The organism is Qipengyuania sp. Mu-71 (assembly GCF_036867055.1).
Taxonomy (GTDB): domain Bacteria; phylum Pseudomonadota; class Alphaproteobacteria; order Sphingomonadales; family Sphingomonadaceae; genus Qipengyuania; species Qipengyuania profunda.
Window position 1 is genome coordinate 585,839 of sequence record NZ_JBAJHR010000001.1, and the last position, 17,989, is coordinate 603,827.

Sequence of the window (17,989 nt, forward strand, 5' to 3'; positions counted from 1 at the left end):
TTTCGCGGCCATAGGCGAGGGCGCGCATGCTTATGGCGTATCAGTCGACGAAATCGTCCACCCGCTCGACGATGATCGCCGGGGCCATTCCGCCCGCGGCGCACATGGTGACAAGACCGTAACGCTTGTTCTGGCGTTCGAGTTCGTCGACGATGGTGCCGATCAGGATCGACCCGGTCGCGCCGATCGGGTGGCCCAGCGCAATCGAGCCGCCGTTGACGTTGACCTTGCCCCAGTCGAGATCAAGATCGCGGACGAATTTGGCCGCGACCACCGCGAAAGCCTCGTTGATTTCGTAAAGGTCGATATCGTCCTTGGTCAGGCCGGCCTTCTCGAGCACCTTCTTGGCCGCGGGGACCGGCGCGTTGAGCATCAGCGTGGGGTCGTCACCCATATTGGCAGTGGCGACGATGCGCGCGCGCGGCTTGAGCCCGTGCTTCTGCGCATAGTCCTTGCTGGCGACCAGCACGGCAGCAGCGCCATCGACCACGCCCGAGCTGTTGCCCGCATGGTGGAAGTGCTTGATGTCGACATCGGGATATTTCGCATTCACCAGCCCGGCGAAAGTCGTGCCGTTCTTGTCGAGCGGGACATTGGCGATCTTGGTGAAGGCAGGCTCGAGCTGGGCAAGGCCTTCGCGGGTCGTCTGCGGACGGGGAAACTCTTCCTTGTCGAGCACGACATTGCCGTCGTCATCGGTCACCGGGACGAGCGATTTGTCGAACCGGCCCTCGGCGATCGCGGTGGCGGCGCGCTGCTGGCTGCGATAGCCAACCTCGTCGAGTTCCTCGCGCGTGAAGCCTTCGATCGTGGCAATCGCGTCGCCGCAGACGCCCTGATGGCTTTGCGGATGCGAGCGCATCAGGCGTTCGTTGTGGCTACCCATCATCGGCGGCTTGATCCCCGCGGCCATCTTGTCCTTCGACATCTGCGCGGTGAGGCTCATCATCTCGGTCCCGCCGGCAACGACGCAATCCTCCATCCCGCTCATCACCTGTGCCGCGGCCAGTGCCACGCTGGTGATGCCCCCGCCGCAGAACCGGTCGAGCGTGGTGCCGCTCGAGGTAACGTCATAGCCTGCGTCGAGCGCCGCCATCCGGCCCAGGTCGCCCGCCTGCATGCCGTCCTGCGTGCTGACCGACCAGATCACGTCGTCGACGGTCGCCGTATCGAGGTCATTGCGGTCCTTGATCGCCTTGAGACAGGTCGCTGCAAGATGCTGCGGGTGCATGTGGGCGAGAGCGCCCTTGCCCTGCTTGCCGATCCCGCGCGGGGTGCGGACAGCGTCGATGATATAGGCTTCGGCCATGACTTGGGACTCCTCTCGAATTGTCTTTTTGTGCGGCGAATGCCGGTTGACGTTTGCGTAAACGTCGCGCAGCAAGGGCGCAAGACAAGTTTCGATTTGAAATGGGAGAGAGCGGCTATGTCCGAGGAAGTTCTGACGAGCGAAGAAGACGGCATCCTTGTCGTCACCATCAACCGGCCCGATGCCAAGAATGCGATGACCAAGGCCGCGGCCGAAGGGATCGCCGCGGCGATGGACCGGCTCGACAGCGACGACAATCTGCGCGTCGGCATCCTGACCGGCGCGGGCGGGACCTTCTGTTCGGGCATGGACCTCAAGGGCTTCCTGCGCGGCGAATCGCCCAGTGTCGAAGGGCGCGGCTTTGGCGGCGTGGTGCAGCAGCCGCCCGAAAAGCCGCTCATTGCCGCAGTCGAAGGCTATGCGCTGGCGGGCGGGCTCGAGCTGATGATCGCCTGCGACCTGGTGGTTGCCAGCGCGGGGGCCAAGTTCGGCATTCCCGAAGTGAAGCGCGGCCTCGTTGCTGCAGCCGGCGGCGTGATGATGCTGCCCGACCAGATCCCCGAGCGGATCGCGATGGAGCTGGCGCTGACCGGCGATTTCATCGATGCACCGCGCGCTTATGAGCTGGGCCTCATCAACCGCGTCACCGATGGCGATGCGCTGGCCGGTGCCAAGGAACTCGCCGCGCGGATCGTCGCCAACGGCCCGCTGGCGGTGAAGGTGTCGAAGCAGGTGATCAAGCAATCGCGCGGCTGGCCGATGGACGAGCGCTACAAGCGCCAGACCCAGCTGATCGCTCCGGTCTTCGTGTCCGAAGACGCCCGCGAAGGCGCCGCCGCCTTTGCCGAGAAACGCGCGCCGAACTGGAAGGGCAAGTAAGACCCTTCGGCGCGACGAGACCCAATTCGAGAGGATACCCAGAATGCCAGCAATCAACGTACCGCAGCCCGAGTTCATGGAAGACGAGGAGATCTCGATCTTCGCCGATGCCGTGGGCAAGTTCTACCAGCAGCATGCGCCGGAAAAGCGCGTCCTCAAATGGCGCGAGGACGGCCAGGTCGAACGCGAATTCTGGAACGAGGCGGGTGAGGCCGGCCTGCTGGGCGTCTCGGTGCCCGAGGAATACGGCGGCCACGGCGGCGATTTCCGGCATGACATGGTGGTGATCGACCAGCAGGCGAAGAACGGTGTCGAAGGCTTCGCCGCCAGCTTGCACAACACGGTGATCCTGCCCTACCTCGTGCGGCACGGGACCGAGGAGCAGAAGAAGAAATACCTACCCAAGCTCGTCACGGGCGAACTGGTCAGCGCCATTGCCATGACCGAACCGGGCGTCGGTTCGGACTTGCAGAGCATCACCACCACCGCGCTCAAGGACGGCAATGGCTACCGCATCAACGGGGCCAAGACCTATATCTCGAACGGCCAGACGGCGGACTTCATCATCGTCGTCGCCAAGACCGATCCGAACGAGCGCGCCAAGGGCATCTCGCTGATGCTGCTCGAGACCGAGGGCGCCGAAGGCTTCCAGCGCGGCAAGAAGCTCGACAAGGTCGGGATGGACGCGGCGGATACCTCCGAACTGTTCTTCGACGATGTCTTCGTGCCGGCAGAGAACGTGCTCGGCGGCGTTGAAGGCAAGGGCTTTTACCAGCTGATGGGCGAACTGCCGCAGGAACGGCTGATCATCGCCATGGGCGCGATGACCGGGATCGAGAAGGCGCTCGAGGTCACGCTGGAGTTCGTCAAGAACCGCAAGGCGTTCGGCCAGACGATCTGGGATTTCCAGAACACCCAGTTCGTGCTCGCCGATCTCAATGCGCGCGGCACCGCGGCGCGCATCTTCGTCAACGACTGCATCGCCAAGCATCTCAAGGGCGAGCTCGACGTGCCGACCGCCTGCATGGCCAAGTATATGGTCACCGAGCTGCAGGGCGAAGTGGTCGACAAATGCCTGCAGTTCCACGGCGGCGCGGGCTTCATCAACGATTACCCGATCGCGCGCATGTTCCGCGACAGCCGCATCACCCGCATCTTCGGCGGCTCGAACGAAGTGATGAAGATGGTCATCGCCCGCTCGATGTAAGCGGATCGCACGATCAAACGGCAAGGGCGGCCCGCGGGCCGCCCTTTTCGTATCAGGCCTCGACCACCTTCTGCTCGATCGCGCCGAAGATCGAATGGCCGGCGGCGTCCTTCATCTCGACGCGGACGGTGTCGCCCGGGACCATGAAGCGCGTGCTCGCTTCGCCCTTGGCGATGGTTTCGATCATGCGGATCTCGGCGATGCAGCTGTAACCGAGGCCGCCCTCGGCCACCGGCTTGCCCGGATCGCCGTCGGGTCCCTGGTTGGAGACGGTGCCCGAGCCGATGATCGTGCCCGCACCCAGGTCGCGCGTCTTGGCGGCATGTGCGACGAGCTCGGCGAGGCTGAAGGTCGCATCGACGCCCGCATTCGCGCGGCCGAAGGGCTGGCCGTTGTAATCGACCATCAGCGGCAGGTGGATCACGCTGCCCTGCCAGGCATCGCCAAGCTCGTCGGGGGTCACCGCTACGGGGCTGAACGCGCTGGCGGGCTTGGACTGGAAGAAGCCGAAGCCCTTCGCCAGTTCGCCCGGGATCAGGCCGCGCAAACTGACGTCATTGACCAGCATGACCAGCTTGATGTGATCCGCCGCGTCGTCCTTCGACACGCCCATCGGCACATCGTCGGTGATGACCGCGATCTCGCCTTCCATGTCGCAGCCCCACTTGGTGTCGCCCAGCGGGATGTCGTCGCGCGGGGCGAGGAAGTTGTCGCTACCGCCCTGGTACATCAGCGGATCGTGATAGAAGCTCTCGGGCACCTCGGCGCCGCGCGCCTTGCGGACCAGTTCGACGTGGTTGATATAGGCCGAGCCATCGGCCCACTGGTAGGCGCGCGGCAGCGGCGAATGCGCTTCGCGTTCGTGGAACCGCTCGCACGGCACCGCCTCGTGCTCGACATCGGTGTAGAGCGCTTCCAGCTTGGGCGCGATTGCGTCCCAATGGTCGAGCGCATGCTGCAGCGTCGGGGCGATGTTGTCCGCCGCGCAATAGCGGGTGAGGTCCTTGGAAACGACGACGAGCTTGCCGTCGCGGGTTCCGTCCTTGATCGTTGCGAGCTTCATGGCGGTTATGTCCTCTCGGGATTGTCGGGTTGGTTGTCCGGATGCGCGCGCTGGAAGGGGAGCAGCGCCAGGCAGGCCTGCTCGATCCGGGTGATGTGGGGCTTGTCGGTAAAGTCGAAGCCGAAGCGCTGTGCGTTATAGACTTGCGGCAGCAGGCAGACCTCGAACAGGCCGGGCCGCTCGAACAGGAAGTCGCCGCTGCCGAGCTGCGCCAGCCGCGCCTCGAGCGGGTCGAGCGTGCGCGCCAGCCAGTGACGGTACCACACCCCGATCTCGTCCTGCGACTTGCCGTATTCACTAGCGAGGTATTTGAGCACGGGCAGGTTGAGCGGGGCATGCAATTCGGTGGCGATGGCATAGGCCAGTTCGCGCGCGACATAGCGGTCTTCGATATCGCCGCCGAGCAGCGGGCGTTCGGGATAGGCTTCGTCGAGCCATTCGAGCTGCGCCATCGACTGGACATAGTCCTTGCCGCCGGCTTCGAGCAGCGGGACCGAACCGAACGGGTTGCGGCTGGTGAAGGCGGCGCCCTTCTGTTCGCTTTCGAGCAGGTTCACCGGGACGTATTCATAGGCCAGCCCCTTCAGCTCGAGCGCGATGCGCAGGCGGTAGCTGGTCGAGCTGCGATAGTAGCCGTGGAGGCGGATCATCTGCGTCATCTCCCGTGTAGGAGTAATCTAGGAATGACCGGCGCGGTTCCAACGACATGGACCGCTTGTTACACGGTCCAGGCGCAAAAAACCTGCCCGCCGGACTTGGGGCACGATGCGGGTGCGAACGGGGCGGGCATGGGCGCGGTGCATAACCGCTATGTGGCACATGGCCGCGTTGTAGGACAGGTTCGCTCGCGCGAGGCTGGTCAAAACGCCGCGATCCCCGTTATCGCGCGGCCGAGGATCAGCGCATGGACATCATGCGTGCCTTCGTAGGTGTTGACCGTCTCGAGGTTCACCATGTGGCGGATGACCTGGTATTCCTGCGAAATGCCGTTGCCGCCATGCATGTCGCGCGACTTGCGCGCGATATCGAGCGCCTTGCCGACATTGTTGCGCTTGACGATGCTGATCATCTCGGGCGCGAACTTGCCTTCGTCCATCAGCCGTCCGACGCGCAGGCTCGATTGCAGGCCGAGCGAGATTTCGGTGATCATGTCGGCGAGCTTGAGCTGGTAGAGCTGCTTGCTGGCCAGCGGCACGCCGAACTGGTGCCGGTCGAGCCCGTATTGGCGCGCGGCGTGGAGGCAGAACTCGGCCGCGCCCATCGCGCCCCAGCTGATGCCGTAGCGCGCGCGGTTGAGACAGCCGAACGGACCCTTGAGGCCCTGCACTTCGGGCAGCAGCGCGTCCTCGCCCACTTCGACCTCGTCCATCACGATCATGCCGGTGGTCGAGGCGCGCAGGCTCAGCTTGCCTTCGATCTTGGGGGCGGACAGCCCCTTCATGCCCTTTTCGAGCACGAAGCCGCGAATGCCGCCGTCATGCGCATCGCTCTTGGCCCAGACCACGAAGACATCGGCGAAGGGGGCGTTGGAAATCCAGGTCTTGGAGCCGGAAATGACATAGCCGCCATCGACCTTCTTGGCGGTGGTTGTCATCCCGCCGGGATCGCTGCCAGCATCGGGTTCGGTCAGGCCGAAACAGCCGATCAGCTTCCCGCTGGCAAGGCCGGGCAGGTACTTCTTGCGCTGTTCTTCCGAACCATAGGCGAGGATCGGATACATCACGAGGCTCGACTGGACGCTGGCCATCGAACGATAGCCGCTGTCGACGCGTTCGATCTCGCGCGCGATCAGGCCATAGGCGACATAGCTGGCGCCCGCGCCGCCATATTCCTCGGGCACGGTCGCGCCCAGCAGGCCGGCTTCGCCCATCATCGGGAACAGGTCGGGGTCGTCGACTTCCTTGCTGAAGTTCTCGATCACCCGCGGCTGCAATTCGCCCTGCGCAAAGGCGTGGGCGGCGTCGCGGATCATCCGCTCGTCCTCGGTCAACTGGTCGTCGAGGTTGAAGGGATCGTCCCAGGCGAAAGGCACCATAGCGGCCATGTGGTCTCCTCTGTTCCACCCCAGCCACTGGCAGGGTTGCCCGCGCGGGGCAAGGCCCGCGCGGGCAGCGAAGGTTACTTCACCAGCGGCAGCGCCTTGCGGCAATCTTCCGCGCATTCGCGGCACATCTTGGCGCACAGCGCACAATGCGGATTGTCATGGCTCTCGCATTCGGCGGCGCAGGTTTCGCAGGCGGTGATGCAGGCTTCGAGCTGGGCGCGCAGCACGTCGATGTTCTGCGCGGTGCGGCGAACGGCGAGCCGCGCAGTAGCGGTGCAGACATCGGCGCAGTCGAGGCAGTTGCGGATGCACTGCGCCATGTCCATGTCCTCGGCCACGCAGGCGTCGGCGCAGCTGGTGCAAAACAGCGAGCACAGCATGGCATGGCGCGCGGCAGTGACCAGTTCTTCGGTCTCGTCCTGTACCTGCGGGTGGGCAGCGATCATTTTGGGGAGGGACATCGGGACTTCCTTTCCTTGGGGTTCGTCCAAGGAATGGCTCACGCCATCCCGATGTTCCGGAAGTCTGCCCGAAAGCGGTCAGCCGTTGGCAGTGGCGCGCTGGATCGAGTGGATGACATCCGCCGGCGGGCAGGGCTTCAGCAAGGCCTGCGCGTTCGGGTACCGGGCGGTCACGTCGAGAGGGCGCATGTGACCCGAATGGAAGATGATCTTGACGTCTTCCGCCATCATTCGTTCGGCCAGCGGATAAACCACGCCATCACCGAGCTGGACGTCGAGGATCGCGATATCGGGCTTGGTCTTCTGATAGGCGAGCATGGCGGAGGACAAATCGTCGAATGGTCCTTCGACAATATAGCCTGCTTCGGCGACGGTATCGCACAGGTCGTATCCGACGATCAGTTCATCTTCGGCAACGAGTACTCGTAATTGACGGCCCATCAGGCTCTCCTCGTGTGTCGACCCAAGTATATTAATACGACACACAAAGATTAGTTCCGGATCCTATGACAATTTGCCGTACCGTTCGGCGAAGCCGTTTTCGTCACCTTGCGCCAGCAACTTGGCCTGACCGACCCAGTCGTCACGGCGGATGCGCCCCTGGAACCGGCCGAGCTGGTCATCGATGCGGTCGATATCGGCATCGCTCCATGCGGCGATCTGCGCGAAGGAGGTGACACCGGCGCCGTGCAGCGTGGCGCTGAGCTTGGGGCCAAGACCCTTGATGCGCGTCAGATCGTCGCCAGACGCCGCCGGGGTCGCGGGAACACCCGCGGCGGGCTGCATCGGGGTGGCCGCGGGGGCGCTGTCGATCAGCGCCTTGTTCCGCTCTGCCGGTGCGGCGCCTTCATCGAGCACATCGCGGCTGGTACCGGTAATGCGGGTCTTGCGCGAGGCGTTGAAGACATACCATGCGACCGCGAGGCCGAGCACCAGCGCGGCGACGATCAGGGGCCAATAGGTCTGCAGCAATTCGCTCATGGACTATTCCTTTTCTTGGTCGTGGCGGCCCCACAGGGCCCAGCCGATACCGATCCCCGCAACATAAGCGGCGATCATCAGCGCAGCGAGTTCGAACCACAGCGGCATGTTACTTGGCCTCCGGCGTATCGACGGGAGTGGGCCGCAGCGGTTCGGTGCGGATGACCGAAAATTCGATCCGGCGATTGGCGGGATCGCTGGGTGCGAGACCTGCGACCGGCTGGCTCGAGCCGACCCCGCTGGCGCGCAGGCCGTCGCGCGGGATGCCGCGGCTCACCAGCGCTTCGCGCACGGCGCGCGCACGGTCCATGCTGAGCGCCAGATTGCCCGGTTCAGTGCCCGATTTATCGGTATGGCCGGTGATCGCGATGATCGACCCCAGGCAGGGGCGCAGCGCTTCGGCAACTTCGTCGAGCAGGATGCGGCTGGCGGGGAGCAGCGCGCTGCTGGCTTCCTCGAAGCGGATCGAGCGTGTCTGGAGCAAGCCTTCGACATCTTCCTGGCAATGGAGCGGCTGGTAGGTCGGCTCGCCGCTTTCGGCGCGCGCGGTCCCGTCGCTCCAGATCACCCCGCCCACGCCGGGTACCTCGTCGACGGCATGGGCGACCCGTGTCCGCGTGGCGGTGTCGAGCGCTTCGCCCCCGCGCAGCACTGGATGACGCGAGGGTGTTCCGCTGGCGCTGGCAAAGCGGGCGGTGACGCCGGTCCCGCCCGCCGCCTCGATCGCTTCGGCGGCCTGCGCTTCCATCCGGGGGATGAAGTCGCGGGCCACGGGTTCGGCGAGCAGAAAGGCGGATACGCCTGTCAGCACGGCACCGGCCAGGATGGCGAGGGAAGGGCGGATCGGCATGGCATGGCTCTTAGCCGCCTCCCGACCCGCCTGCCAAGCGTCAGCGGACGCTTATTCCAACCCCTCGGCCGTCTTCACCAACTCGATGAATTCCTGCCGCCAGAAGCTGGTCTGCGTGCCCGCCAGCGCGGCGATCCGGGGATAGGACATCTCCGCCAGCAGCGTATCGCCGCGCAGCTTCTGGCCAAAGGCCGCAACCGCGGCGGCGAAGGCGAAATCGCCAGCGGGTGCGCGGCTGGTGTCCAGCGCGGAAGCGGGCAGCGTGTAAGTCAGCAATCGCGAGGTATCGCCACCGGGCCGCTTGTAGCGCAGCTTCACATAGGCGGCTTCGCTGGCCAGTTCGCGGGCGCGGGTATCGACCGTGTCTTCGTAGCGCCGCGCGGGCACCCATCCGTCGCTGCCGGCGGGGATCACCTCGTACAGCGCGGTGACCTGGTGGCCTGCGCCGATATCGCCCGCATCGACCGCGTCATTGTCGAAGTCCTCTTCGCGCAGCACGCGGTTTTCATAGCCGACGAGGCGGTACTGGCTGACAACTGCCGGATTGAATTCGACCTGGATCTTTACGTCCTTGGCGATGGTGAACAGCGTCGCGCCCATTTCATCGCCGAGCACCTTGCGCGCCTCCAGCGCGCTGTCGATGTAGGAATAATTGCCGTTCCCGTTGTTGGCGACCTGTTCCATCATCGCATCGTTGAGATTGCCGCGGCCGAAGCCCAGCACCGACAGCGTGACGCCGCTTTCGCGCTTCTTCTCGATCAATTCGACCAGCGCCTCGCGATCCGAAGTGCCGACGTTGAAATCGCCATCGGTCGCCAGGATCACGCGGTTGACGCCGCCCTCGATGCGGTTGGCCTCGGCCACGCGGTAGGCGAGTTCGATCCCGGCACCGCCCGCGGTCGACCCGCCGGCATTGAGCTGGTCCAGCGCGTCCTTGATCTTGCGTTCGTCATTGGTCGGTTCGAGCACGAGGCCCGCGGCGCCGGCGTAAACGACGATCGAGACGCGGTCCTCCTCGGTCAACTGCCCGGCGAGCTGGCGCATCGCGGTCTTGACCAGCGGCAGCTTATCGGCGCTGCCCATCGACCCAGATACGTCGAGCAGGAAGACGAGATTGGCGGCGGGGCGTTCCTGTTCGGGCAGCTCGTATCCGGCCAGCCCGATGCGCAGCAGGCGCGCGTCGGCATTCCACGGGCTCACCGCGACATCGGTATTGACCGTGAACGGCTGCTCGAGGCTGTCCGGGCGGTCGTAGTCATAGCGGAAGTAATTGATGAATTCCTCGGTCCGCACCGCGCCCTTGGGCGGCAGCTGGCCCTCGGAAATGAACCGGCGGGCATTGGTGTAGGCGCCGGTGTCGACATCGACCGAGAAGGTCGAGACCGGTTCGCTGGCGACCAGCTTGACCGGCGACACGTCCTCGCCGTCATACTGGTCGCGGCTGGGCGGTGTGGGCACGAAGACCGGCGGGAAGTAGCGATAACCCGGTTCCACGATCGATATTTCGGTGGATGGGGTAGCGGCGTCGGCACGAACTCGGGACCCGGTGACTATAACGGCTGAAGGGCTGGCCATCTGCGCTGGCGGCGGCGGCGGTGGGGGAGGAGGTGGTGGCGGCGGCGTGCGGCCCGCTTCGGTCCGATCGGCCTTGGCGCTGGTGGTGATGATGGTGTCGCCATCCTGCTGCGCGGCGCAGCCCACGATCAACGCGGCTGCTGCACAAGTGACGGTAAATCTTGCAAAACGCATGGGCAGTCCTCCCCTTCCTTGCGAGTGCCCCACGCTACCCGCCCTGGGGGTGAATACCTACTGAACGTGTATGGTTTGCGACGAACGGGTCAGGTTCGTGCAGGCTCGTCCTTGTCCAGATTGCGGCGGAACAGCATGCGGTCCTCGGGGCCGAAACCGCGGGTCCAGATGATGTAGCCGTAAATGCCCAGGATCGCCGGAATGCCGACGATCAGCTCGGCCCATTCGGGCAATTGCGTCGCCGCCCAGCCGACCAGCACTGCGGGCGCCACCGCCCACACCAACGGCCAGCGGAAGGTGTTGATCGACTGTCCCAATATGCGCGACAGCAGCACCGCTTTGACCAGGCTCGCGGTGCCCAGCGCCAGCATCAGCGCGATCGCGGCGGCGGCGGCCTTGTAGGGTTCGCCATAGCCGCCCGCGACCATTGCCTCGATCAGGACCACGGTCAGCACCGCCTGCAGCGCGATGGTGCCGATCGAGATCCACAAATTGCGCACGCGCGCGACATAGACCAGCACCGCTTCGGAGACGACTGCGGTCGCAGCAACGACCTCGGCAGCAAGCAGGAAGGCCAGCGCCCCCGTGCCGCCGACGAATTCGGGTCCGACGAGGCCCATGACCGCTTCGCCCGGCACGCCCAGCGCCAGCGCGATGCCTGCCTGCATCGCCACGATCCAGAAGCCGACCTGGCAGATCTGGCTGGCGATCGCCTGGTAGTTCTTGGTCTTGAGGTTCTTGGTGATGACCGGACCGAGGATCGGCTCGAAACTGGTCTTGAGCTTTTGCGGCAGGCTCGCGACTTGCTGCGCAATGTAATAGACGCCCACCGCGGCGGGCGCGGCGAACAGGCCGAGAATGAAGATATCGACGCGCCTCGTACCCCATTCGATCGCATCCGCGGTCGCCAGCGGCAATGCGCGCATCGTCAGCCTGCCCATATAGGCCGGGCGCGGGCGCCAGCCGCGCGGGCGGCCATAGCTGCGGAAGAACGACCACAGCCCGGTCGCCAGACCGGCATAGATCGACGCCAGATAGGCCAGCGCCAGCCCCGAATCGCTGACCGCAGGCAGGAAATAGAACAGCCCCGCCATGATCGAGATCGTCCACGGTTCGACCACCGCGCGGGCGCGAACGGTGGTGGCGATATCGTATTTGTACGCCTGCGCGGCGAGCACGATTTCGGTCAGCGCGTAGGCGGGGATCGCCAGCACGATGAAGCGGTCGAGCTCGGTATAGTCGCCGCTGGGAAACAGCGGGGCGGGGACGAACCAGAAGAACGCCGCCGCCAGCGCGGAAAACCCCAGCGCCAGCAGCATGCCGTCATAGACAAGGTTGGCCGGATGGCTCTGGTCGCCATCTGCCAGACGCTGCGCCAGCCCGCGTTTCTCGCCCATCGCGCACAGCAGCGCGACCAGTTCGACCACCACCAGCGCCGAAGCAAAGCGGCCCAGCGCGTCGGGGCCGTACAGGCGCCCGGCGATAAACAGGAACGGCAACCGCGCGACCAGCCGCAGGATGAAGCCAATGAAGTTCTGCCTTCCGCCCTTGGCCAGCGCGGAAAGGTCTTCATCCGGTTTTGAATCGGTCACCCGGGGCGGCCCTGTTCGGCGCGCAAGGGGCGGGCGAGCAGGTCGGAAACGACGGCGCGCGGCTCGTCGCCCTTGAGCAGGCCATAAACGGCAGTGACGATCGGCATGGCGATGCCGTGGCGCGCGGCCAGTTCGACCAGCACGGGCGCAGTATGCGCGCCTTCGGCCACGGTCTTGCGGTCGGCCATCAAATCTTCGGCTTTCTGCCCTTCGCCCAGCGCCTTACCGAGCGAGAAATTGCGGCTCGAGGTGGACGAGCAGGTCAGCACCAGGTCGCCCAACCCGCACAGCCCCGCCAGCGTTGCCGCCTGCGCGCCCAGCGTTTCGCCGAAGCGCAGCATTTCGGCATAGCCGCGCGCGATCAGCGCGGCGCGCGCATTCTGCCCCAGGCCCAGCCCGTCGACCACGCCGCAGGCGATCGCCAGCACGTTCTTGACCGATCCGCCGATTTCGGCGCCGATCACATCGTCGGAATAATAGGGCCGGAAGGTCTGGCGCGCGATCACGGGTGCCAGCCGGTCCCATTGTGCCTCGCCATCGGCGCAGGCGAGCGTGACGGCGGTGGGCAGGCCCGCGGCGACTTCATGCGCGAAGGTCGGACCCGAAAGGACCGCCACCGCGCTGCCGGGGGCGGCGGCTTTGGCGACATGATTCATCAGCCGCCCGCTGCCCGCCTCGATCCCCTTGGAACACAGCACGAGATCGCGCGGATGCGAGGGCATGGCCTCGAGCACGCTGCCCATATGCTGCGCGGGCGTAACCACCAGCAGCGTGTCCAGCGCGGCCATCTCGGCCAGGTCGCCGGTCGCGCGGATGGTCTCGGCCAGCGTCACGGAAGGGAGGAAAACCGAATTGGTGTGCGCGGAATTGATTTCCGCAACCAGTTCGCTCTCGCGCGCCCAGATGAGCACGTCGCGGCCGTCGCTTGCGAGCATTTGCGCCAGCGCGGTACCCCAGGCACCCGCCCCGAGAACGCCCACCCGCTCGCCCTGAGCCTGTCGAAGGGTCATCCTTTTACTCCTGCTCCGCGCACCGGCTCGGCCTGCGGGTCGAGCGGCCAGCGCGGCCGCGCGGAAATGTCGAGCGGGTCGTCCTGCCCCAGCCGTTCGATGCCCGCCCAGGCGATCATCGCGGCATTGTCGGTGCACAGCTTGGGCGGCGGCGCGGCAAAGCGCATGCCATGCGCGGCGGCAAGCTGTTCGAGCGCGGCGCGCACGGTGGCATTGGCCGCGACTCCGCCAGCCACGACCAGCGTGTCGACATCGGCCATATCCGCCAGCGCGATGCGCAACCGGTCGGTCACGCAATCTACCGCCGCCTGCTGGAAGCTGGCCGCGATATCGGCGGTCTCGTATTTGCCACTTTCGTAGGCGCGCAGGACCGCGCTCTTGAGGCCCGCGAAGGAGAAATGCGGTTCGCCGCTACCGACCATCGGGCGGGGCAGGGGCACGGCCTTGGCATCGCCGTCCTTCGCGGTGCGCTCCACCGCAGGGCCACCGGGAAAGCCGAGGCCGAGGATCTTGGCTGTCTTGTCGAAGGCTTCGCCCAGCGCATCGTCGATCGTGGTGGCCAGCCGGCGATATTGGCCCACGCCGTCGACGCGCAGGATCTGGCAATGCCCACCCGACACCAGCAGCAGCGCATAGGGAAAGGTAATGCTTTCATCGGCCAGCCGCGGGCTCAGCGCGTGGCCCTCGAGATGGTTGATCGCGATCAGCGGCGTGTCGCTCGCCATTGCCAGCGCCTTGGCGCTGACCAGCCCGACCATGACGCCGCCGATCAGCCCGGGGCCGGCGGTGGCGGCAATCGCGTCGCACTCGCCCAGCGAAATCCCCGCATCCTCCAGCACTCCTGCGATCATCGGGGCGAGCCGTTCGGCATGCGCGCGCGCCGCGATTTCGGGCACCACCCCGCCGAAGGGGGCATGCTCGGCATCCTGCGAGGCGATCCGCTGCGCCACGATCCGCCGCTGGCTATCGACCAGCGCGACCGCGGTTTCGTCGCAGGAGCTTTCTATGCCGAGAACCAGTGCCATCCCGCTTTCCCTTAGCGGCATGGCTCGCTAGGGCAAGCCGACCCTATGCCAGCCCAACCTCTCATTCGCCTCGGAACCCGCCGTTCTCCGCTTGCCATGGCGCAGGCGCACGAGGCGCGCGCGCGGCTGTGCGCTGCGCATGGATGGGACGAATCGGCGGTCGAACTGGTGCCCGTGGTGGCCAGCGGCGACCGCATCCAGGATCGGCCGCTGGCCGAAATCGGCGGCAAGGCGCTGTGGACTCGCGAGCTCGACCAATGGCTGGTCGAAGGGCGAATCGACGGCGCGGTCCATTCGATGAAGGATGTCGAGACGCTGCGGCCCGAAGCGATCGCGATTGCGGCGATCCTGCCGCGCGCGGACAAGGCCGACCGGTTGCTGGGCGCAGAGTCGATTGCGGCAATTCCCGCAGGCGCGCGGATCGGCACCAGCGCACCGCGCCGCGCCGCACAATTGCTACACTTGCGGCCCGATCTGACGGTTGTGGGTATTCGCGGCAATGTCGCCACGCGGATGGCCAAGCTCGAAGCGGGTGAAGCCGATGCGACTTTCCTTGCCGCCGCCGGTCTCGACCGGCTGGGCGAGGATGCAGTAGGCGTGCGGCTCGATCCCGACGCATGGATGCCCGCGCCCGCGCAGGCGGCCATCGGGATCGAATGCCGCAGCAACGATGCGCGCGCACGCGACCTGCTGCGTGCAATCGATCACGCGGAAAGCCATGCCGAAATTGCCGCCGAACGACGCCTGCTCGAAGGTCTGGGCGGATCGTGCAGCAGCCCGATTGCTGCGCTATCGCGCACTAGCGAAGGCCGCATTGCGCTGAGCGCAGCGATTTTCAGTCCCGATGGCACTGTTCGTATCGGTGACGAGAGCGAATTCGCGGCCGGGGACGATGAAGCGCCGTTGGTCTTGGCGCGCAGACTGCTCGACCGTGCGCCCCCCGCAGTTGCCGAACATTTCGGCCAGCCGCTGTGAAGCCGCTGTTCCTGCTCCGCCCCGAACCGGGCTGGTCGGTCAGCGCGGAAACCGCGCAGGCGATGGGGCTCGATGTGCACGGTCGGCCGCTGTTCACGATCGAGCCGGTCGCATGGGAAGCGCCCGCGGCGAAGGATTACGACGGGTTGCTGGTCGGTAGCGCCAATGTCTTCCGCCATGGCGGCAAGCAGCTCGGCAGACTGACCAAGCTGCCCGTCCACGCGGTTGGCGATACGACCGCCGACGCTGCGCGCAGGGCGGGTTTCCTTGTCGGCCGGACCGGGCGCGGGGGGCTGCAGAACCTGCTCGACGACCTTGCCAACCGCAAGCTCCACCTGCTGCGCCTTGCGGGGGAAGACCGCGTGACCTTGCGCGTGCCCGACAATCTCGAAGTCGATACGCGGATCCTGTACCGCGCGGTGCCCGAAGCCTTGTCCGCAGACGATCTCGCGATCCTCCGCGACGGCGGGGTGGTCGTGCTGCATTCGGGAGCGGCGGCGGAACGGCTCAAGGTCGAGTTCGACCGGCACGGTCTCGCCCGCGATCTGGTCGATCTGGCAGTGATCGGTCCCCGCGTCGCCGAAATGGCGGGCGCGGGCTGGCGTTCCGTCCACACTGCCGAGGCTCCCGGAGACAGCGAGCTACTGGCCTTGGCGCAAGCTTTGTGTCAGACCGATAGCTGATGGTATGGATGGCCCCAGCACGAGGGCCCACGGGGTCGCGGAACGAAATCGGATGAACAATTTTACCAGCACCCGGCGCAAGGTGCCGTCGGTAAGGCCGGTCATGGTCGCCGTACTCGCCAGTTTCCTGCTGGGCGGGGCGATTGCGGGTTACGCCGTCTACACGCTGACCGATCGCGATGAACCGGCGACCCAGCCGGCCACGGTCGAAACGCAATCGCTTGCCAGCCCAACTTCCGAACCGACCCCCACGCCCAGTGCCAGCCAGGCGGCGCAGGAAGCGGTTGACCGCGTGGCCGAACAGCAGGGCGGGCTCGACACGCGGCTCGCCGCTGCCGAACAGCGCCTCGCGCGGCTCGACCTGCAGGCGCAGGCCGCCGCGGGCAATACCGCGCGCGCCGAGGGGCTGCTGATCGCCTTCGCCACGCGCCGCGCGCTCGAAAAGGGGGCCGAGCTTGGCTATCTTGCGGACCAATTGCGGCTGCGCTTCGGCGATGCCATGCCCAATGCGGTCGATACGATCATCCGCACCAGCCGCAATCCGATCACGCTCGACCAGCTGATCGCGCGGCTCGAAGGACTCTCGCCCAAGCTGGCCGAACCGAGCAGCCAGAACGGTTTTGCGCGGTTTGGCGAGGAACTGTCGCAGCTGTTCGTGGTGCGCCGCGAAAGCGCGCCGTCGCCGCAGCCGCAGCGCCGCCTCGATCGCGCGCGGCTGTTTCTCGAAAGCGGGCGGACCGATTCCGCGATTGCCGAAGTGCGCAATCTGCCGGGCGCGGAAAACGCCGAAGGCTGGCTGCGCGATGCCGAACGCTATGCCACGCTCCAGCGCTCGCTCGACCTGATCGAAACCGCTGCCGTGCTCGAACCGCGGCGCCTCCGTGACGGGGCAGGCAACCGGATCGACCAGCCCAGCCCGGCGGAAGAAAACTAGGCCTTGAGCAATTCGGGCAGCTCGCCCGAGATGCCGCGCGCTTCGTCCATGAACAGGCGCTTGAGCCAGCCCGAGCGCTGGATCCCCGCCATGCCCAGTCGCCGCACCGCGCTCGCGGTCTTGCCGCGAATGCCGAAGACCCGCGTCAGGCTATCGGTCGCGCCCATCACCATCAGCGCATCGAGCGCGCGCCATTCCTCGTATTTCTTGAGCACCTGCGCATCGCCGAGGTCGAGCCCGAGCCGCAGCGCCTCGTCGAGCACTTCGACCAGCGCCCCGACATCACGCAGCCCGAGATTGAGGCCCTGGCCCGCGATCGGGTGCATGCCATGCGCGCTGTCACCGACCAGCGCGAGCCGGTGGTCGACGATCCGGGCGGTGTGCTGGAAGCTGAGCGGCCAGGACGACCGCGCGCTGTTGAGCGTCAGCTCGCCGAGCAGGTCGCCCATCCGCTTCACCACCTCGGCAAGGAACGCGCGGTCCGACAGCTTGAGCACGCCCGCGGCATCCTTCTCGTCGACCGTCCATACCAGCGCGCTGCGATGCTGGCCATCGGGGCCGTCGAGCATCGGCAAAAGCGCGAAGGGCCCGTCGGGATAGAAGATTTCCCACGCCACATTCTCATGCGGCTTGGTGTGATCGAGCCCGGCGATCATCGCGCGGTGGCTGTAATCCCACTGCGCCATCTTGAAGCCCGCCTCCTCGCGCGACGGCGATCCGCGGCCTTCGGCACCGATCATCAGCGCGGCTTCGAGCGTGCGCCCGTCACCCAGCGTGGCCGACACGCCGAATTCGCCGCGTTCGCGCGCGACCACTTCGGCCGGGGCATGCCAGGCGATCAGCGGTTCCTGCATTGCGGCTTCGTGCAGCGCGAGGCGCAGCTGGCGATTGGCGAACATGCGCCCCAGCGTGCCTTCATGCGGCTCGGGCCGGAAATCGAGCCGTCCGGGTTTCATCTGGTCGAGCACGCCGATCGCGGCGATATCGCAGCCATGCGGTTCGAGCACGCTTTCGAGCCCGATATGGCGAAACAACCGCCAACTCGCGGTCGAGATCGCCGAGGCGCGGCCGTCGAAGCCCTCGGCGGTCAGGCTGGCGGGATCGGCGCGGTCGACGAGGTGGCTCGACAGCCCCTTCTTCGCCGCCGCCAGCGCCAGGGTCATCCCCACCAGGCCGCCGCCCAGGATCAGCAGGTCTCGCTTGTCTGTCATGGGGGCTAGCCCTAGA

Annotated in this window: 18 protein-coding genes; 5 read left to right on the top strand and 13 right to left on the bottom strand. The window is 66.2% G+C overall.

Features of this window, described 5'->3' with window-relative positions:
* Positions 1-40 precede the first annotated feature (40 nt).
* The gene (locus V6B15_RS02930; RefSeq protein ID WP_334199954.1) at positions 41-1,309 is read right to left on the bottom strand and encodes an acetyl-CoA C-acetyltransferase; all 1,269 of its coding nucleotides are present in this window, start codon (positions 1,307-1,309) and stop codon (positions 41-43) included.
* Between the two features lie 117 nt (positions 1,310-1,426).
* On the opposite strand from V6B15_RS02930, the gene V6B15_RS02935 reads away from it, so the two are divergent.
* A complete protein-coding gene (locus V6B15_RS02935; RefSeq protein WP_334199955.1) occupies positions 1,427-2,188 on the top strand; it encodes a crotonase/enoyl-CoA hydratase family protein in 762 nt (253 codons plus the stop codon).
* Positions 2,189-2,231: 43 nt separating this feature from the next.
* Positions 2,232-3,395, top strand: coding sequence for an acyl-CoA dehydrogenase family protein (locus V6B15_RS02940; protein ID WP_334199956.1), 1,164 nt, complete (start codon positions 2,232-2,234; stop codon positions 3,393-3,395).
* Positions 3,396-3,447: 52 nt separating this feature from the next.
* Here V6B15_RS02940 and V6B15_RS02945 read toward each other — a convergent pair whose 3' ends face one another.
* From V6B15_RS02945 to tsaD, 11 genes are all read right to left on the bottom strand, one after another.
* Positions 3,448-4,458, bottom strand: a complete 1,011-nt coding sequence (locus tag V6B15_RS02945) for a fumarylacetoacetate hydrolase family protein (RefSeq protein ID WP_334199957.1) — start codon at positions 4,456-4,458, stop codon at positions 3,448-3,450.
* A gap of 5 nt (positions 4,459-4,463) precedes the next feature.
* The gene (gene maiA, locus V6B15_RS02950; RefSeq protein ID WP_334201316.1) at positions 4,464-5,105 is read right to left on the bottom strand and encodes a maleylacetoacetate isomerase; all 642 of its coding nucleotides are present in this window, start codon (positions 5,103-5,105) and stop codon (positions 4,464-4,466) included.
* Positions 5,106-5,317: 212 nt separating this feature from the next.
* Positions 5,318-6,502, bottom strand: coding sequence for an acyl-CoA dehydrogenase (locus V6B15_RS02955; RefSeq protein WP_334199958.1), 1,185 nt, complete (start codon positions 6,500-6,502; stop codon positions 5,318-5,320).
* A gap of 74 nt (positions 6,503-6,576) precedes the next feature.
* Complete coding sequence (locus V6B15_RS02960) at positions 6,577-6,963, bottom strand: four-helix bundle copper-binding protein (protein WP_334199959.1); 387 nt, start codon at positions 6,961-6,963, stop codon at positions 6,577-6,579.
* Between the two features lie 78 nt (positions 6,964-7,041).
* Entirely contained in the window at positions 7,042-7,404 is a 363-nt protein-coding gene (locus V6B15_RS02965) for a response regulator (RefSeq protein ID WP_334199960.1), read from the bottom strand.
* A 63-nt stretch (positions 7,405-7,467) separates the two neighbouring features.
* A complete protein-coding gene (locus tag V6B15_RS02970) occupies positions 7,468-7,944 on the bottom strand; it encodes a hypothetical protein (protein WP_334199961.1) in 477 nt (158 codons plus the stop codon).
* A 109-nt stretch (positions 7,945-8,053) separates the two neighbouring features.
* Positions 8,054-8,794, bottom strand: a complete 741-nt coding sequence (locus V6B15_RS02975; RefSeq protein WP_334199962.1) for an OmpA family protein — start codon at positions 8,792-8,794, stop codon at positions 8,054-8,056.
* A 51-nt stretch (positions 8,795-8,845) separates the two neighbouring features.
* Positions 8,846-10,543, bottom strand: coding sequence for a vWA domain-containing protein (locus tag V6B15_RS02980; RefSeq protein WP_334199963.1), 1,698 nt, complete (start codon positions 10,541-10,543; stop codon positions 8,846-8,848).
* 89 nt (positions 10,544-10,632) lie between these two features.
* Complete coding sequence (locus V6B15_RS02985; protein WP_334199964.1) at positions 10,633-12,135, bottom strand: lipopolysaccharide biosynthesis protein; 1,503 nt, start codon at positions 12,133-12,135, stop codon at positions 10,633-10,635.
* A complete protein-coding gene (locus V6B15_RS02990; protein ID WP_334199965.1) occupies positions 12,132-13,145 on the bottom strand; it encodes an NAD(P)H-dependent glycerol-3-phosphate dehydrogenase in 1,014 nt (337 codons plus the stop codon). Before V6B15_RS02990 ends, V6B15_RS02985 begins: the two co-directional genes overlap by 4 nt.
* Positions 13,142-14,170, bottom strand: coding sequence for a tRNA (adenosine(37)-N6)-threonylcarbamoyltransferase complex transferase subunit TsaD (tsaD, locus tag V6B15_RS02995; RefSeq protein WP_334199966.1), 1,029 nt, complete (start codon positions 14,168-14,170; stop codon positions 13,142-13,144). The genes V6B15_RS02990 and tsaD overlap by 4 nt, the downstream gene beginning before the upstream one ends.
* A gap of 96 nt (positions 14,171-14,266) precedes the next feature.
* Here tsaD and hemC point away from each other — a divergent pair, with 96 nt between their 5' ends.
* The 3 genes from hemC to V6B15_RS03010 are packed head-to-tail and all read left to right on the top strand — an operon-like array spanning position 14,267 to position 16,762.
* The gene (gene hemC, locus V6B15_RS03000; protein ID WP_442968998.1) at positions 14,267-15,145 is read left to right on the top strand and encodes a hydroxymethylbilane synthase; all 879 of its coding nucleotides are present in this window, start codon (positions 14,267-14,269) and stop codon (positions 15,143-15,145) included.
* Positions 15,142-15,828 carry a uroporphyrinogen-III synthase gene (locus V6B15_RS03005; RefSeq protein WP_334199968.1) on the top strand — a complete coding sequence of 229 codons (687 nt, stop codon included), beginning with the start codon at positions 15,142-15,144 and terminating at the stop codon, positions 15,826-15,828. The genes hemC and V6B15_RS03005 overlap by 4 nt, the downstream gene beginning before the upstream one ends.
* 52 nt (positions 15,829-15,880) lie before the next feature.
* Entirely contained in the window at positions 15,881-16,762 is an 882-nt protein-coding gene (locus V6B15_RS03010) for a hypothetical protein (protein ID WP_334199969.1), read from the top strand.
* Here the strand turns inward: V6B15_RS03010 and V6B15_RS03015 are convergent.
* Positions 16,759-17,973, bottom strand: a complete 1,215-nt coding sequence (locus V6B15_RS03015) for an FAD-dependent monooxygenase (protein ID WP_334199970.1) — start codon at positions 17,971-17,973, stop codon at positions 16,759-16,761. The genes V6B15_RS03010 and V6B15_RS03015 overlap by 4 nt on opposite strands.
* Between the last annotated feature and the right edge of the window lie 16 nt (positions 17,974-17,989).

Bases quoted from the DNA above. Each gene is read 5' to 3' on its own strand.
- V6B15_RS02940 (WP_334199956.1), top strand. From the start codon at position 2,232: ATGCCAGCAATCAACGTACCGCAGCCCGAGTTCATGGAAGACGAGGAG.
- V6B15_RS03015 (WP_334199970.1), bottom strand. From the start codon at position 17,973: ATGACAGACAAGCGAGACCTGCTGATCCTGGGCGGCGGCCTGGTGGGG.
- V6B15_RS03010 (WP_334199969.1), top strand. From the start codon at position 15,881: ATGAACAATTTTACCAGCACCCGGCGCAAGGTGCCGTCGGTAAGGCCG.
- V6B15_RS02935 (WP_334199955.1), top strand. From the start codon at position 1,427: ATGTCCGAGGAAGTTCTGACGAGCGAAGAAGACGGCATCCTTGTCGTC.
- V6B15_RS02975 (WP_334199962.1), bottom strand. From the start codon at position 8,794: ATGCCGATCCGCCCTTCCCTCGCCATCCTGGCCGGTGCCGTGCTGACA.
- V6B15_RS02970 (WP_334199961.1), bottom strand. From the start codon at position 7,944: ATGAGCGAATTGCTGCAGACCTATTGGCCCCTGATCGTCGCCGCGCTG.
- tsaD (WP_334199966.1), bottom strand. From the start codon at position 14,170: ATGGCACTGGTTCTCGGCATAGAAAGCTCCTGCGACGAAACCGCGGTC.
- V6B15_RS02945 (WP_334199957.1), bottom strand. From the start codon at position 4,458: ATGAAGCTCGCAACGATCAAGGACGGAACCCGCGACGGCAAGCTCGTC.
- V6B15_RS02980 (WP_334199963.1), bottom strand. From the start codon at position 10,543: ATGCGTTTTGCAAGATTTACCGTCACTTGTGCAGCAGCCGCGTTGATC.
- V6B15_RS02960 (WP_334199959.1), bottom strand. From the start codon at position 6,963: ATGTCCCTCCCCAAAATGATCGCTGCCCACCCGCAGGTACAGGACGAG.
- V6B15_RS02990 (WP_334199965.1), bottom strand. From the start codon at position 13,145: ATGACCCTTCGACAGGCTCAGGGCGAGCGGGTGGGCGTTCTCGGGGCG.
- V6B15_RS02955 (WP_334199958.1), bottom strand. From the start codon at position 6,502: ATGGCCGCTATGGTGCCTTTCGCCTGGGACGATCCCTTCAACCTCGAC.
- V6B15_RS02930 (WP_334199954.1), bottom strand. From the start codon at position 1,309: ATGGCCGAAGCCTATATCATCGACGCTGTCCGCACCCCGCGCGGGATC.
- hemC (WP_442968998.1), top strand. From the start codon at position 14,267: ATGGCGCAGGCGCACGAGGCGCGCGCGCGGCTGTGCGCTGCGCATGGA.
- V6B15_RS02965 (WP_334199960.1), bottom strand. From the start codon at position 7,404: ATGGGCCGTCAATTACGAGTACTCGTTGCCGAAGATGAACTGATCGTC.